A 15,109-nucleotide genomic window follows, 5' to 3' on the forward strand; every position below is an offset into this window, starting at 1 on the left:
TAGAATGTGGTTACAATATATAGTGTTCCACATTTCAAGGGTCTTTAAACATAAATCCATGGCATCTACATATAAATTTATGATATTGACAAATAGAACAGATGTTCCTATACTGGTCTGGCAGGAGTGATCATATGCAATATTCATACGATAAGGATTTGGAATATAAGATCCTATATAATGTAAAGAATCATCTTTTCGAATATCCCAACACGAGCATGGCGGAATATGACATCCGCACCGTCGACTTCCAAATGAAGCTGATGGAGCAGAAAGGCCTGCTCATACTGACACCATTCGAATACGACTTCTACTACAGCAACATAGAGCTGACGGATGAAGGTGAAGCGATGCTCGGTGAGAAAGCCCGTTAGCCCCACCCCTCCCGATTACGGGAGGGGTTTTCTCATATGGAAAGGTTGAAGGCCTTGAGGAGTGCCTTCTCCATTTCACCATCAAGCACAATGACCGGATCATCCGAATCGAACCTCCCGACCATCTTCCCATCCTCCACCGAATCCACGATGGCCAGCCATTCGACACGGAATATATACTCCTCTTTTCCGAAATGCAGGTTGATCCGCTGGATCTCCTTGAAAGGATAGGCATCCTGCTCAACCAGCAGGCCGCCCTGGTGCATCCTGAAATCCTGGAAAGGTACGGCAGAATCGACCACCCTCCCCACACCGAGCCAACCCTGGCGTGTACTGTACAGTGCAAACAGGTCCCCTTTTCCGGGGCCCATGATACTTCTTTTGTAGCGTGTCGTCGTCACACTTACAATACCGAGCCTCCGGTAAGTCTCGAAATCCCGGAATGTGCTGTTGAACTTTCCATTTATTCCATACATATAATCACCTCACCCCACTCTACCCAAAAGGGTAATGTTTCACTCCGATTCGCAGGGGGTACTGAGTAAAAAAGGAAAGGAGTACTGGTATCATGGCCAAAAAGGATAAGAGCGACAGAATGTTCGAAGAATCATCCGAAGATAAGCTTGGACGACGTGATTCCAAAGATGACTCCATGGAGGATGTCCTTTCCGATATAAATAAAAAGCGCAAGGAATTCTATGTGGATGAAGAGACGGACAAGAGCGTGTTCCACGACAATCGTTACGATTCCGGGAACCGATAGAGGTTTAACTTTTCAGTGAACCGGGAATGGACTTGTGGAAAGTAAAACAACAATAATCAAGAAGAGGTGTTCTATTCATGGCTGACGATACAAGCAAAAAAGACAAGCTGATGGGCAAGGCAAAGAAAGCTGCAGGCGACTTGATGAATGATGAGAAGACGAAAGAAGAAGGCAAACGTCAGGAAACGGAAGGCAAAGTGAAAGATGCTGCCAACGACGTCAAAGATAAAGCCACCGATGCCTTCAACGACAGAAAATAGCATCCCCCAGCACCGTCCATTGGACGGTGTTTTTTCTATGGATTTGTAGAATCATGTTTAGCCTCCTGTATATATAGGTAGAGTCATTATGTAAAGATAACAACAAAGGAGATGTTAATGATGGCTGAAGAGAAAAAAGGATTATTTGATAAGGCAAAAGATCTTGTTAATAAGGCGAAGGATGAAGATACTCGCAGAAATGTATCCGAGAATTGGGACAACGTAAAGGAACAGGGCGATAAATACTCAGATAAAGTCGGTGCCGGCGACAAATGGGATAAAGTAAGTGAAACAGGTGACAAGGTCGTCGACAAATACGGCATTGATGGAGATCCGGGTGAAGGCGAAAAAGATAAGACAACCCGCGCCGGCGACAATGCCAATGATAAGGGCAACGATGGCAAATAACAGTGTATTAACAAAAAGGTGGATTCTATATAGAATCCACCTTTTTTATATGCTATTCATCGGCAACAACGAGTTCGTCATCCGTGCTGCCTGTATCCACCTTCAGGCTTTCAAGCTGGTTGAGTGAGCGCGATGCACTAGAGAGGTACTTTCTGCTGTTCTTCAGATGAATATCGAGCATCTCTTCATTCATGGCGTGCTCTTCTTTCTGGTTCATCAGCTTGAATTCGATCAGTGCAAGCGTACGGTTTGAAATCGCCAGATACAGGTCGGCCTTCACCCGTTCAAACAGTTCTTCATGCTCAGGCACCAGAAATGACGGCGCCTCAAGGCCATCCACCTGCATCTCAAGATCCTCATAGGATTCGTGCATCGCTTCCAGATTCGCTGCCAGCGTCTTTTTGTCGAGCTCATGCCACAGGAACTGATTGTACATCGGCGTGAAAGTCTCGGCCCATACAGTGGAGATTTCATCCTGTATCTCTTCTGCGTCCTGGGTCATGTCCTTTATATGCACCGCTTCTTTTTTGGAATAGTCGACATCGACTGCGAGCATGTCCTTGCTGCTTACGGCATCCGCAGCGTGTTCCTCGTAATCATCCAGGTTCATCTTAGTTGTCCGGTCTGTATATTTTATGGAGTCATCCAACTGGATGCTCTTATGTGTAATCATGTTCACCATCGGTCTTTCAGATTTGAAATCCTCGAAGTCGACATTTTGTTCCGCATCAGCACCACATGCTGTCAGCAGCCCTACTGCGAATAATAGGAATATCGGTCTCAATTTGGTCGTCTCCTTCATCTTTCTGATGCTTCCCCTATATACCGAACCTATTGTAACATAACTGTAATATTAGCAAAAGCCCGATAAAAGCACTCTGATTTTACAGGAATATGAAAGGCTCCCGGACAAGCGTCCGGGAGCCTGGATGAAGTGATTTGGGTCAGTGCTGTTTGGGGAGGCGCGTCATCGTCACATAGATGGATGCCGGCTCCGTACCATCATTTTCGAAACTGATCTTTTCTTCAGAACCAATATGGATGACATCCCCTTCAGCAACGCCACTGGTCTCGTCGTCCACTGTAAACCGCCCTGTGCCGCGGGCCACATGCAAATAGAGTTCGTGGCCGGGATGATTGTGTTCAGGCAGCTTCTGCCCCGGCATAAAGTTCAGGACGAACATCGTACTGTTGTCTTTTTTGAAGACATTCACCTTTGTGAATCTCTCTTCATTGAATTCCTGTGCAGTGACAGCAGATTTTTTCTCCATATATTCCAACCTCCTTCGATTCGACTGTTCTCCTCTGCAGTATGACGGCTGGAACCATTGCAGGCAAGTCTGACACCTTTCTCTTCCACCGGCCCGGTACTATTCATCCTTGTTCAGGATGAGATAGTCCAGCTCCTCTTTCGTCAGGGCCCTAAGCTTCTTCAGCTGGAACAGGAAGAAGATGGCGCCGAGTGCGACCCAGGCACCGAGCGCGATATAGGACGGCGCGCTGAGTGACGCGGGTGATCCCGGATACAGCAGCAGTATAAGGAAGGTCAGAGAAATCAGCGCACCCAATACACCAAAGATGATATAGAGGATGTTGTAGTTCTCCTTTCTGCTGAAGAACTTGACCGCTACCAGGCTTGTGATCAGAAATGCAACCGACACGCCGGTCGATGACATGTCGACGATCCAACTGAGCGCTGTACGGCCGAGCCAAGGCGCTGCGAGACACACGGTCATGATGAAGAGCACTGAGACATAAGGTGTTTTATTTTTGCTGAGCTTCATGAACACAGGCGGGATGAAACGCGCCCGCCCGAGGGCGAACAGCAGCCGGGAAGAAGACAGATAGAAGCCGTTCAATCCCGTAAATACCCCGAATGAGATCGCAAGTGCGAGCAGTGTCATTCCAAGACCGCCCATTCCAGACTGGACGACGGATCCCGTCACCCACAGTGCCCCATCGATCGACTGCTCGTCCGGGTACACCCAGGAAGTGATGAGGATCATCAGCACGTAGGTGATGATGGAGGCGATGATACCGAAGACGATGAGCTTGAACGTCTTATCCGGACTGAAGTTGAATTCTTCAGCCGCCTGCGGGATGTTGTCGAAACCGACATACATCCAGGGAGCGATGGCAACGATCAGGATGATCGAAGTCCATACACCATTCTGATCATTAAACAGCGGCTCAGCATTCGACAACGCAAACTCTCCCGAGAAGAATGACCATCCGAAGAGGACAGACACTACAAGCGCCATGAATATGCAGAAAAGGAACTGGAGATTCCCAGACAGGCCACTTCCCTTGATCGATATGAATGCAAATAGGATGAGTACGAGGGAAGACAGGATGACTTCCATGATATAGACATCCCAGCCTGCAATCGTATATAAATGGCCGATTTCAAGAAATTCAGGTAGAATGAACTTGAACAGCAGACTGAAGGCGCTGGCATTCAGTGCGACCACACATATGTATCCGAGTGCCAGAAACCAAGATGCGATGAAGCTGACGTATTTACCGAAACCGACATAGCTGAAGGCGAACTCACCACCCGAGACCGGAAAGCGCGTCGTCAGACCGCCATACGCCACAGCGATGATCAGCATCAAAATGCCGCCGATGGTGATGCCGAGGGTCGACCCTAGCGTACCCGAAGAAGCCAGCCAATCCCCCGGGAGTATGAAGGCGCCCCATCCGATGCTTGAACCATAGGCAATGGCCCAGATGAAACGTTTGGACATGGTATTGTCGAGCTCTGTCCGCTCGACGTTGGATATTTTTGTTTCCATACTTTTAATCTCCTCTGTTTGTTTTCTGAAATATAGCCTAACAGAGCAGCCGGCAAACGTAAAATGTACATATTGCACAATTATAATGACAGGAGGAAGAAATATGACATTACTGCGCTTGATGAAATACTCGATATTATCAGGAACACTACTCATTGCAGCATGTGGAAACGCTGAAGATCAGTCCGCTGAAGAAACGACGGAGGAACCGACCGAAGAGGCAACTGGGGAGGTCGCGGAGGAGACTTCCGAGGAATCTGGCGATATGCAGGCTTTCGGTGCAGAGGAATGGACTCAGTACCGCTTCAACCCTGAAAAGAATGCCGTCATCGATTCCGGGCATGAACCGCTCGAGAATATGAAGTTCAAGACGGAGGATGAAGTCCGGGCGACACCAGTAGTCGCCGATGGCAAACTGTTCATCGGCAACCACAACTCCGGCGACATCCTTGCCTTCGACCTGGAATCCGGCGACAGGATATGGGAGGAGACGGCACCGAACTGGATCCACTCGGAAACCATCTATCACGAGGGCACAGTATATGTCGGATATGGCAACCGCCACTTCCAGGATGATGGCGTACGCGGCACCGGGGAAAATGGTGTGATGGCACTTGATGCGGAAAGTGGCGAAATCCTCTGGCAGTTCGAAACAGACGGGGAAGTCATGCCGACACCTGCCATACATGGCGATCATCTCTACATCACGACCGGAGACCGCCACCTCTACAAGCTGACACTTGATGAGGGGGAGCTTGCACATCAGCATGAACTCGGCTCCACCATCAGCATGTCCTCACCGAACATACATGAAGACACGCTCTATGTCGGCGGCAGCGGCCCGATGCCATATACTTTCTATGCATATGACCTCGAGCAGGATGAGTTGAAATGGCAGACCGAGTTCGATGAAGTCGTAATGGGACTCGATGATGTTCCCCCTGCCGTAAGTGGAGGCACTGTCGTCACCACTGCCCTCGTCGAAAATGAAGAGGGAGAATCCGAGCATGAAATCTATGCGATGGACATCGAATCCGGAGAAATCCTTTGGGAAGACAACTGGGGAACCGGCCAGCCCGTCCAGAACAACAAATCCGGTGCGCCTATGATATATGAGGGCACCGTATATGTTGCCAGCCCAAAAACGAAGACTTACTATGCATATGACCTGGAGACGGGTGAGCAGCTGTGGGCGTATGAAGATGAGGCAGCCAAGGCACCGCCGGTGGCGAAGAACGGCATCGTCTACTTCTCCAACGTTGAAGGGCGGGTTGTCGGCATGGATGCCGAGACCGGTGAGCCGGTTAAAGAAAAAGTGCTCGGCGGCACCCTTGCTCCGTCAGGCCCGATCATCGTCAACGATACCCTCTTCGTCGGCAGCCAGGACAGCTACGTCTATGTCGTCCCGTTGAGTGACTTTGCAGACGCCAAAGAATAGGATGATGTAGACTGAAGGGTCATATACAGACCTTAATTGTCATTCACCCGGATGCTCAGTGACAGTTGCCGTCCCATTAATCATAAGAACCAAAAAAGTGGCCCCCTCGTAATGAGGCGGGCCATTTTTCATCTGTTATCCACTATAGTTCAACAGGTCGATGCCGAAAATGAAAGGCATCAGCAAGTATACGAATGTTACGATCAGGACGACTCCGACGATGTTCAGGGCAAAGCCTGTCTTGGCCATCTCCTGGATGCTGATCTTCTGTGTACCGAAGACGATCGCGTTTGGCGGTGTCCCCACCGGCAGCATGAATGCACAGTTTGCAGCCATGGCGGCCGGCACCATCAATGTCAGCGGGTGCACTTCCAGTGCAATCGTCAGACCGGCGAGTACCGGCAGGATCATCGTTGCTGTTGCGGTATTGGATGTGATTTCCGTCAGGAACAGGATACCAAGTGCGACAATGAAGATGATGATGACGATATGAATGCCTTCGACAGCCGTCAGAAGTTCACCGAGCCATTGGTCGACCCCCGTCTCCACAATCGCTGCTGCCAGTGCGAGACCGCCACCGAAGAGCAGCAGTACGCCCCATGGCAGGTCACGGGCAACAGACCAGTCGAGTATGCGTTTCGACTTCCTTTTTGTCGGCAGCAGGAACAGGATGACCGACGCCATCATTGCAATCGCGCCGTCCGTAAGCATCTCCGTCACAGACCAGTTCGACCAGATGAACCCACGGGTGATCCACATGAATGCTGCGAACAGGAAGACGATGAGGACAAGAATCTCTTCCCGTGTGATTTTTCCGAGTTTATCGAGCTCACTGGTGATGATCTCACGTCCGCCCGGCAGATGGTCCATGCCATGCTTGAATGAGAAGAAATGCATGTAGGCCCATGCCAGGAGCAGGAAGATGATGACGATCGGAACACCGAATAGCATCCACTGTGCAAAACTCATCTCGATGCCGAAGAGCTCCTGGAGCTGGCCGGACATAATGATGAGCGGCGGCGTACCGATCAATGTGCCTAGGCCGCCGATCGTTCCAGCATAACCGATGCCGAGCACCAGTGATTTTTCAAACTTGCGCAGGTTCTCGTCAAGATCATTCTTCGACAGCGAGTGTGCTTCGCTGATGATCGCCATACCAATCGGGATCATGATCATGACTGCTGCGGTGTTGCTGACGAACATGGACAATATGCCCGTTGCGATCATGAAGCCGAGCAGGATGGTCGCAGTCGTCGTACCGATTGCCTTGATGATCGTCAGTGCAATCCGCGTATGCAGATTCCACCTCTCCATGGCAAGTGCGAGCAGGAACCCTCCAAGGAAGAGGAAGATGATGTCGTTGCCGTATGCGCTTGTCGTCGTCCCGCTGTCCATGACCCCGCCCAACGGGAAGAGGAACAATGGCAGAAGTGATGTTGCCGGGATCGGAATGGCCTCCGTAATCCACCATGTCGCAATCCATAATGTGGAAGCCACGACGAATACCCCGGCTGAATCGAGCCCCTCGGTATTCAGGAAAAGGAGCGTGAGTATGAACAGCAGCGGCCCGAGGATCAGCCCCACCAACTGCATGCGTCCATAGGAGTGCTCCGGTCCTTCATTTACAGGGCCACGGTTGCCCTGTTCAGCGTGCTTCTTGGCTTCATCCACACTGAAGAATTTGAGCAGTGACTTCGTCCTTTTGGACTCCCGCCACATATTCTGATATGTATTCTTAAACTTTGACAATTTCTCTACCTCCCAGAAAACGCTTTCTATTGACACTAGATGAAGATATCATATTTTTTAGAATATTACCATATGAATTTTACACCATATGGAAAACCGGCATCGTAAAATCGATGCCGGCGCTTCCGCCTATAGCGGTCCCCAGTTGATCCAGACGCCGATGGCAAGTACAGACATTGCAATGACCGACCAGATGAGGAACAGCGGCAGCAGCCACTTTGCCCACTTGATCCATGGCACGCCTGCGACTGCGAGACTCGCCATCAGTGGCCCGGAAGTCGGGAAGATGCTGTTGGAGAATCCGTCGCCGAACTGGAACGACTGGACGGCCACCTGTCGTGTGACCCCGATCATGTCTGCAAGCGGTGTCTGGATCGGCATGATGATCGCTGCCTGACCACTCCCCGAAGGAACAAAGAAGTTGAACACGGTGTTTGCGATGAACATGCCGATTGCTGCCAGCACAGGTGTCAGGGCACCGAGAGGCACGGACAGGGCATTGACGATGGTATCCAGAATGTTTGCCTGTTCCATCACGACAAGCACCGCACGGGCCACCCCGATGATCAGTGCGCCGTAGACCAGATTCTTGCACCCTTCAAGAAACGTCAGTGTGAGCTTGTTATAGTTCATGCCGGCAATGATACCTGCTACAAGACCAATGATGATGAAGAACGCTGCCATATGGTTCGTCGTCCATTGGAACTGGATGACCGCGAATACGAAGAAGGCCAGTGCTGTCGCCACCCAGGCCAGTATGAGTTTATGGCGCAGGGTGAACGGCGCATCCTTCATTTCCACCACGTCCCCTTCATCTTCAAGGATGCCCATCAGGCTGCGTGACGGATCACGCATGATGCGTTTGGCATAGACCCACGTGTACCAGATGGTCACACCGACCAGCAGTATGAATGCAATGACCCTGAAAAGCATGCCGGAGAAAAGCGGCAGCTCTGCAATCGCATGCGCGATGCCGACCGTATATGGGTTCAGGAACCCAGCTGCAAAACCGATGAATGTCGCGCCAAACGTGATGGAGACCGCAACAATCGCATCGAGCTTCAGGGCACGTGCCAGCATGACGCCGATGGCGACGAATGGAATGACTGAGTTCGCCACGGCCCCGGTTGCACCGCCCAGTGCAAACAGGATGGAGATGACAGCAATGAGCAGGAATTCCCTGCCGCGCATCTTATCCACCGCACTCATGATGCCTCCGGTTATCGCCCCGGAACGTTCAACCACTTCGAACATGCCTCCGGCAAACAGCACAAGGAATATGAGTCCAGCCGATTCGACCATCCCGGTCTGCAGGGCCATGAATACATCCATGAAGCCGACCGGATCCTGTGCAGTACTCTCGTATGTGCCTGAAACCACACGCTCGACACCGTCCACCTGTTCCCTCTCAAATGCCCCGGCAGGTACGAAATATGTTGCGATCGCCGTTGCCACAAGTACAAGGAACAGGATGACATATGTATCCGGCATCTCAAGACGCCTTTTATTTGGATGCTTCTGCTGTTTCACAATCCGCAACCTCCAATCCATCCATATGATGCAGCACTGCAAGGATGAAGACTTTACCGATTTCAATCATGGCACGTTCATCCACATCGAATTTGGGATGGTGGTGTGGATGGACTGCATCAATCTCCGGGTTGCGTGCCCCCACGAAGAAGAAGGAGCCCGGTACATGTTCAAGATAGTAGGCAAAATCCTCAGAAGTCATCATCGGCGTCTTCTCCTCCACCGTCATATCCGGCAGATGCTGTTCCGTAAGCACTTTGAGCTGCTCCGTCTCCGCTTCACTATTGATCAGCGGTACACAGCCGTACGTAAAGTCAACCTTTGCCGTCGCGCCATTCTGTGCGGCCGTCGATTCACTCATCATTCGGATCCACTGCTCCATGACATCCTTCGATTCCGCATCGAATGTACGCGTCGTCCCAGAAATCGTTGCCGTATCCGGGATGACGTTCGTCGCTTCCCCGCTATGGAATTTCCCGATTGTGACGACATTCGCCGTGTTCGGGTCCATCTTGCGGCTGACGATCTGCTGCAGGTTCACCACAAGCTGACTCATCGTCACAAGCGGATCTACTGTAGTGTGGGGAATGGCGCCGTGTCCGCCCTTCCCCTGGATGGTGATTTCAAAATTATCCCCGCCTGCCATCGCCGGTCCCGGTATGAAGCCGATTGTTCCATAGTCGTCATCTGCCCATACGTGGGCGCCATATATGTAGTCCACACCTTCCAGACAGCCATCGGCAATCATCAGCTGGGCACCACCCGGTGGCAGCTCCTCTGCAAATTGATGGATGAACACCACAGTGCCCGCCAGTTCCTCTTTCACACCTGCAAGCACAGTCTCAACCGCCATCAATGCAGCTGTATGCACATCATGTCCGCATGCATGGCTCACGCCGTCAATCGTCGATTTATACGGAACATCCTTCTCGTCCTGGATCGGAAGGGCATCAAAATCCGCACGCAGCGCCACCGTCGGTCCCGGCTTCCCCCCATGCAGGGTGCCGACTACACCGTTGCCGCCGACATGGGTCCTGCATTCAATCCCGAGTGATTCCAGGTGCTGCCTGACATACTCCGGCGTAAACTGCTCCTTGAAGGATAGTTCCGGGTACATATGCAGATGCCTGCGCGCCTTCACCATCTCGGGGTATAGATTCTCCAGCTGCTCAAATAGTGCGTTCTTCATTACAATCACTCCAATTTTATTATAATACGTATTATTACATAATTATTCATAAATATAAATATGTTTTTGGGTTTATATATAATAAAAACACCTCAATAGATGAGGTGCCCCTTTGGATATATGGTCGAACAATAAAAAAAGGCATCTCAAATGGCTTCTTTCTCTTCTACATTTGGGATGCATATATCTCCTGATTCAATAATTCATTTGTGGTGTGGATGAGACCACAGTAGATGTTACGGACGGAGAATAATCCTATACTGATCCTCTTAGCCTATCTATATCTTCTACTCAGTTCATTTTTTTCTTACACAAAGTATTCCCTCTAAATTGCCCTTATACCAGCTGTTAAACCATTAAGGCCCCCGACCAAGGAACAACTGGCCTGTAATATACAGTAACGATTATAATGAAGAATTCATGAGGCAATTTTCGCTCCAATGCACTTGCGTCAGTGTATAGATATGTGATTTTAAACTATTTATTATTATAATAAAGTTTCATACACCCTTCCCTATCCTCCTTCCCCTCGGTTTGAAACTTTATAAATAATTAAATAACGAAGTAAAGTTTCATGTATTACAATGTATGTCGTCACATTCCGATGCAATCATTAATCTGATATCATTATATACCAAGGGGCGTACCTTTTCAATACAAATTATACAAATATTCTGAATCATTGAAATATTTACAAATGATCACTTTGATTTTATTAAGATGATATGAAATTATATGTCTAATGCAGAAGTATTATGTACTGCCCCTTTTTATGTTTAAAGGAGAATTATGCACATTTTATGAGAAATAATGTATATAGATGTGTACCATGCGGTTCACTATTATAGAGGTACTATCTTTGAAAGTTTTTTCATCAAAAAATTCAGTATATTCATTACATAATTTGGATATGCTGTTACACCTACCAACTTACTAATGATTACAAGGTTTTATTTTTGTAAATTATTTTAAATTAGAAGTTTCATGGAAGATTATTAAGTTTTTCCCTGATTTGTCTCCTTAATTTAAAGTGTCGTTAAATTTTCTGAAAATTATGTACCTCCGACTCTCTCCTTCCTTCCGACCGTGGTAAAATAGAGATAACACTATAAAGGGGATGGTTCAAATGTCAGAACGGCAAGCGAAGCAGACAGTCTATGTCGACCAGTTCACCAATGGAATCCTCGATCCAGGCGATGAGATGCGGTATACCGTCAAAGATGGCGGTCATATCGTCGCCAACACGGCCCCCGGCTGCTGGGGCCCGATGATCACTCCTGAACTTAAAGGCGGTCATGAAGTGACGAAACCGGTATTCGTCGAGGGCGCAGAAGTCGGTGATGCCATAGCAATCCACATTAACTCCATACGTGTAACTTCGATGGCTACGGCTTCCGGCAACGATAAGCCTATGGAAGGGAGATTCACAGGTGATCCATTCGTCGCCGGCATCTGCCCGAACTGTGGTGCTAAGAACCCTCGCTCAAGGATCGAAGGCATCGGCCAGGGGGCAGTCAGGTGTGTGGAATGCGGGGAAGACGTCACCCCCTTCACCTTCACCAATGCGTATACGATGGCTTTCGATGAAAAACGGACGCTCGGCCTGACATTGGGCCAGGAAGGGGCGGAAAAGATTGCGCATGAAGCGAAACGCTACATGTCGACGCCGGAAAACTCCATACAGAATCCAGTCGTCACCTTTGCGCCCCACGATATCGTCGGCGCCCTGGCACGTGTCGTTCCATTCCTGGGGCAGTTGGGTACAACTCCTGCGAGGCCTTTCCCGGATTCCCACAACGCCGGGGACTTCGGCCAGTTCCTGATTGATGCGCCCCATGAATACGGCATTACGGAAGATCAGCTGGTCGACCGCACCGATGGCCATATGGACATCAACCGGGTCCGTGAAGGTGTGACGGTCATCTGCCCCGTCAAAGTTCAGGGGGGCGGCGTCTATCTCGGAGATATGCACGCCATGCAGGGGAACGGTGAAATTGCAGGCCACACGACGGATGTATCAGGCATCGTCGACTTGAAGGTCGAGGTCATAAAGAACCTCGTCATTGAAGGCCCCATCATCCTTCCTCTTGAGGAGGACCTGCCTGTACTCGCTAAACCATTTACCGCGAAGGAGATCGAGAGGGCGCAGGCTCTGGCAGCAGAGTGGCATATTGAAGAAATCGAGGAGACGTACCCGGTTTCTTTCGTCGGTACAGGCGCCGACCTGAATGGAGCGACGCTCAATGGCATGGAACGCGCAGCCGCCCTCTTCAAGATTGATGTGCCGGAAGTCATGAACCGTGCGACCATTACAGGCTCCATCGATATCGGACGGAATCCTGGTGTCGTCACCGTCACGTTCCTCGCCCCGATGGACTATCTGAGTAAGGCAGGCATTCTGGATCAGGTTGAAGAAATGTACAGGTAGCACACAGAAAAAACGCCTTCCCTCGTGGAAGGCGTTTTGCTATTTCAGTACCGCTTCAGCGATGAGCCGGTCAAATTTGCGTATATCCACTTTCTTGCCGAGGTTGATTTTGATGTGTCCCACCTTCGTCCACAGTTCCACTTCTGCATTCACATCGAACATGCCTGCCGCATTCTCCGTCGACCACATGTCGATGGAACTGTACGGGAGGGAATACATTTCCACCTTCTTGCCCGTCATGCCCTGGGCATCACGGATGATCATACGTTTGTCGGTGAAGATTGCTGCGTCCCTCAACGTCTTATATGCAGCAATCGGACGTTCGTCCCCTATCAGAATATCATCGATGTCATTTGGGATATCCGTCTCGAACTGTAGCGTCCATGCAAGTATATTTGCCGTCTCCATAATCCGCCTCCATTCATATTGTATATTTCCAGTATAATACAAATACTTGATGCTTGTCTCGTTCCAGCAGAGCAGTTAGACCTCCAATTGTCATTGGTGGAAACTACGAGTGACAATTAGCCCTCCAACTGTCATTGGCGGAAACCACGAGTGACAATTAGCCCTCCAACTGTCATTGGCGGAAACCACGAGTGACAGTTAGCCCTCCAATTGTCATTGGCGGAAACCACGAGTGACAATTAGCCCTCCAATTGTCATTGGCGGAAACTACGAGTGACAATTAGCCCACTTCCCTCTCTTTTCCATCATAAAAGCCCGCCCCTCATCGGGAGCGGGCCTTCTAATTCTACATCTATGCATTCCTCTTTAAATGGAGCCATCCTCTTGTATACGAGAAGATGATGATGGCAATGCTCAAGGCGATTGTGATCACCGTGAACAGCCAATGCTGGCCGTTCAAAATGAAGAGCGGCGCGAAAGTGATCAGCGCAATTTCAACAGGTGCGATCGGGATATAGGCAAGCCCGTAATCTTCGAGTGTGCCACTTTCGAGCTTCGGATCGACGATGCGGAGCAGGGCGATGCCCATTGCGACGGCGCCTGTAATCCAGCCGAATGTGAATATCCCTTTTTCAAACCATTGCTCCTGAAAATAATACTGGGAGACGAACCGGTAGAAAGTGTATGTGAACAGGATGCCGAACGCCATCAATATGAGGAACGGCACCAGGTTCTGGGCGACGACCGTCAAGTTGATGGAGGCGATGCCGAATGCCACGAGGACATCGGTCGCACTGCCGCTCACCTTAGCCATCACACTCTTATCGATGTATTTGTCCATGTCGGCTGCCTGCAGCAGCAGGCTCAAGGCCAATCCGACGAGGAAAGCGAGGGAGAATGCAGGTATGGCGAGCCCTTCATATAGAGATTCTCCGAACTGGCTCAAGTAGTAGCCGATCATCGTGACGAAGACGACGAGTGCCATATGGAAGACGAGCGGATCGATGGAGATCGCGGATACTGTATCCTTTCCGCCCCACTCACGTTTGTTTTCCGGGATGAGGCCGGTCCTCAGTTCCTCCGGCAACTCATCGAATCTTGAAATGTAGTTCGCATAGCCTTCGTTCGCACTCTTCCTGATCAGGGCCAGACCGACCCCGATGGCCAGTATGGCACCGAGCGTTGCAGATGTCATCGCAAGGGAAGTGGCTTCTTCCCAGCCCTGCTGGGCAAATGCATCCCCGAGTGCAGCGGCGGTGCCATGTCCGCCGACGAATCCGGCGGCAAGGATGAGGCCGAAGCCTGTGTGCACATCAAATGCCGGTACGAGTAACACCAGTGCAAACAGCAGTCCGAGCCCCCACATCAGGAGCATCGCAATCTGTGAATAGGACCACAGTCCGCCGACCTTATTGATCATCTTCCTGATGTTGAAACGTCCCGTAGTGAGCGGAATCGCAGCGAACACGATTGCAATCAGGACACCGGGATAATCTCCGATGAACGCTGAAAACGGCAGCCAGCCGAGCATGTTCGGCCCAAGAATCAGACCGAGTATGCCGGCGATGATGCTTGCCGGCATGAATGAACGCTGCAGCAGGCCGATGCGCGCACGCAGGAACATCCCGACGAGCAGCAGCATCGCAATGAGACCGAGATCGGTCACAAGATTCCATATTGTAAATTCCATGATGCAACACCTCTTTCTAAAGTCAACTAAGCTAATATAGCATAAAGATCGTTGACGATGAAAGCGATTAAGAGAGG

The 15,109-nt window shown here is 50.2% G+C and carries 15 protein-coding genes; 6 read left to right on the forward strand and 9 right to left on the reverse strand.

What is annotated here, in order from left to right; genetic code table 11:
- The first annotated feature begins 134 nt into the window (after window positions 1-134).
- Window positions 135-374: a hypothetical protein gene (locus EDC33_RS04380; RefSeq protein WP_124010279.1), complete on the forward strand. Its 240-nt coding sequence runs from the start codon at window positions 135-137 to the stop codon at window positions 372-374.
- Between the two features lie 32 nt (window positions 375-406).
- Here the strand turns inward: EDC33_RS04380 and EDC33_RS04385 are convergent, their stop codons facing one another.
- A complete protein-coding gene (locus EDC33_RS04385; RefSeq protein WP_124010280.1) occupies window positions 407-850 on the reverse strand; it encodes a hypothetical protein in 444 nt (147 codons plus the stop codon).
- Window positions 851-942: 92 nt separating this feature from the next.
- Here EDC33_RS04385 and EDC33_RS04390 point away from each other — a divergent pair, with 92 nt between their 5' ends.
- The 3 genes from EDC33_RS04390 (at window position 943) to EDC33_RS04400 (ending at window position 1,805) form a co-directional block, all read left to right on the forward strand.
- Window positions 943-1,137 carry a hypothetical protein gene (locus EDC33_RS04390; RefSeq protein ID WP_094905918.1) on the forward strand — a complete coding sequence of 65 codons (195 nt, stop codon included), beginning with the start codon at window positions 943-945 and terminating at the stop codon, window positions 1,135-1,137.
- A 77-nt stretch (window positions 1,138-1,214) separates the two neighbouring features.
- Entirely contained in the window at window positions 1,215-1,397 is a 183-nt protein-coding gene (locus EDC33_RS04395) for a CsbD family protein (RefSeq protein ID WP_094905919.1), read from the forward strand.
- A gap of 120 nt (window positions 1,398-1,517) precedes the next feature.
- The gene (locus tag EDC33_RS04400) at window positions 1,518-1,805 is read left to right on the forward strand and encodes a hypothetical protein (RefSeq protein ID WP_094905920.1); all 288 of its coding nucleotides are present in this window, start codon (window positions 1,518-1,520) and stop codon (window positions 1,803-1,805) included.
- 52 nt (window positions 1,806-1,857) lie between these two features.
- Here EDC33_RS04400 and EDC33_RS04405 read toward each other — a convergent pair whose 3' ends face one another.
- The 3 genes from EDC33_RS04405 to EDC33_RS04415 all read right to left on the reverse strand — a co-directional run bounded on the left by EDC33_RS04405 (window position 1,858) and on the right by EDC33_RS04415 (window position 4,600).
- Complete coding sequence (locus tag EDC33_RS04405) at window positions 1,858-2,589, reverse strand: hypothetical protein (protein WP_124010281.1); 732 nt, start codon at window positions 2,587-2,589, stop codon at window positions 1,858-1,860.
- Window positions 2,590-2,749: 160 nt separating this feature from the next.
- A complete protein-coding gene (locus EDC33_RS04410) occupies window positions 2,750-3,076 on the reverse strand; it encodes a cupin domain-containing protein (RefSeq protein WP_124010282.1) in 327 nt (108 codons plus the stop codon).
- 99 nt (window positions 3,077-3,175) lie between these two features.
- Complete coding sequence (locus EDC33_RS04415; protein WP_124010283.1) at window positions 3,176-4,600, reverse strand: APC family permease; 1,425 nt, start codon at window positions 4,598-4,600, stop codon at window positions 3,176-3,178.
- 103 nt (window positions 4,601-4,703) lie between these two features.
- Between EDC33_RS04415 and EDC33_RS04420 the strand changes: the two genes are divergently transcribed.
- Entirely contained in the window at window positions 4,704-6,038 is a 1,335-nt protein-coding gene (locus EDC33_RS04420; protein ID WP_229716633.1) for an outer membrane protein assembly factor BamB family protein, read from the forward strand.
- 135 nt (window positions 6,039-6,173) lie between these two features.
- Here the strand turns inward: EDC33_RS04420 and EDC33_RS04425 are convergent, their stop codons facing one another.
- From EDC33_RS04425 to EDC33_RS04435, 3 genes are all read right to left on the reverse strand, one after another.
- Window positions 6,174-7,757: an SLC13 family permease gene (locus EDC33_RS04425; RefSeq protein WP_124010649.1), complete on the reverse strand. Its 1,584-nt coding sequence runs from the start codon at window positions 7,755-7,757 to the stop codon at window positions 6,174-6,176.
- A gap of 159 nt (window positions 7,758-7,916) precedes the next feature.
- Window positions 7,917-9,317, reverse strand: coding sequence for a YfcC family protein (locus EDC33_RS04430; RefSeq protein WP_229716632.1), 1,401 nt, complete (start codon window positions 9,315-9,317; stop codon window positions 7,917-7,919).
- Window positions 9,292-10,506, reverse strand: a complete 1,215-nt coding sequence (locus EDC33_RS04435; RefSeq protein WP_124010285.1) for a M20 metallopeptidase family protein — start codon at window positions 10,504-10,506, stop codon at window positions 9,292-9,294. Before EDC33_RS04435 ends, EDC33_RS04430 begins: the two co-directional genes overlap by 26 nt.
- A 1,126-nt stretch (window positions 10,507-11,632) precedes the next feature.
- Between EDC33_RS04435 and EDC33_RS04440 the strand changes: the two genes are divergently transcribed.
- A complete protein-coding gene (locus EDC33_RS04440; RefSeq protein ID WP_124010286.1) occupies window positions 11,633-12,934 on the forward strand; it encodes an acetamidase/formamidase family protein in 1,302 nt (433 codons plus the stop codon).
- Between the two features lie 39 nt (window positions 12,935-12,973).
- Here the strand turns inward: EDC33_RS04440 and EDC33_RS04445 are convergent, their stop codons facing one another.
- Entirely contained in the window at window positions 12,974-13,342 is a 369-nt protein-coding gene (locus EDC33_RS04445; protein ID WP_211328324.1) for a PH domain-containing protein, read from the reverse strand.
- A 352-nt stretch (window positions 13,343-13,694) separates the two neighbouring features.
- Window positions 13,695-15,032 (reverse strand): sodium/glutamate symporter, encoded by a 1,338-nt coding sequence (locus EDC33_RS04450; protein WP_124010287.1) that lies wholly within the window; start codon window positions 15,030-15,032, stop codon window positions 13,695-13,697.
- Between the last annotated feature and the right edge of the window lie 77 nt (window positions 15,033-15,109).

Origin of the sequence: Salinicoccus roseus, from assembly GCF_003814515.1 — a bacterium.
GTDB lineage: Bacteria > Bacillota > Bacilli > Staphylococcales > Salinicoccaceae > Salinicoccus > Salinicoccus roseus.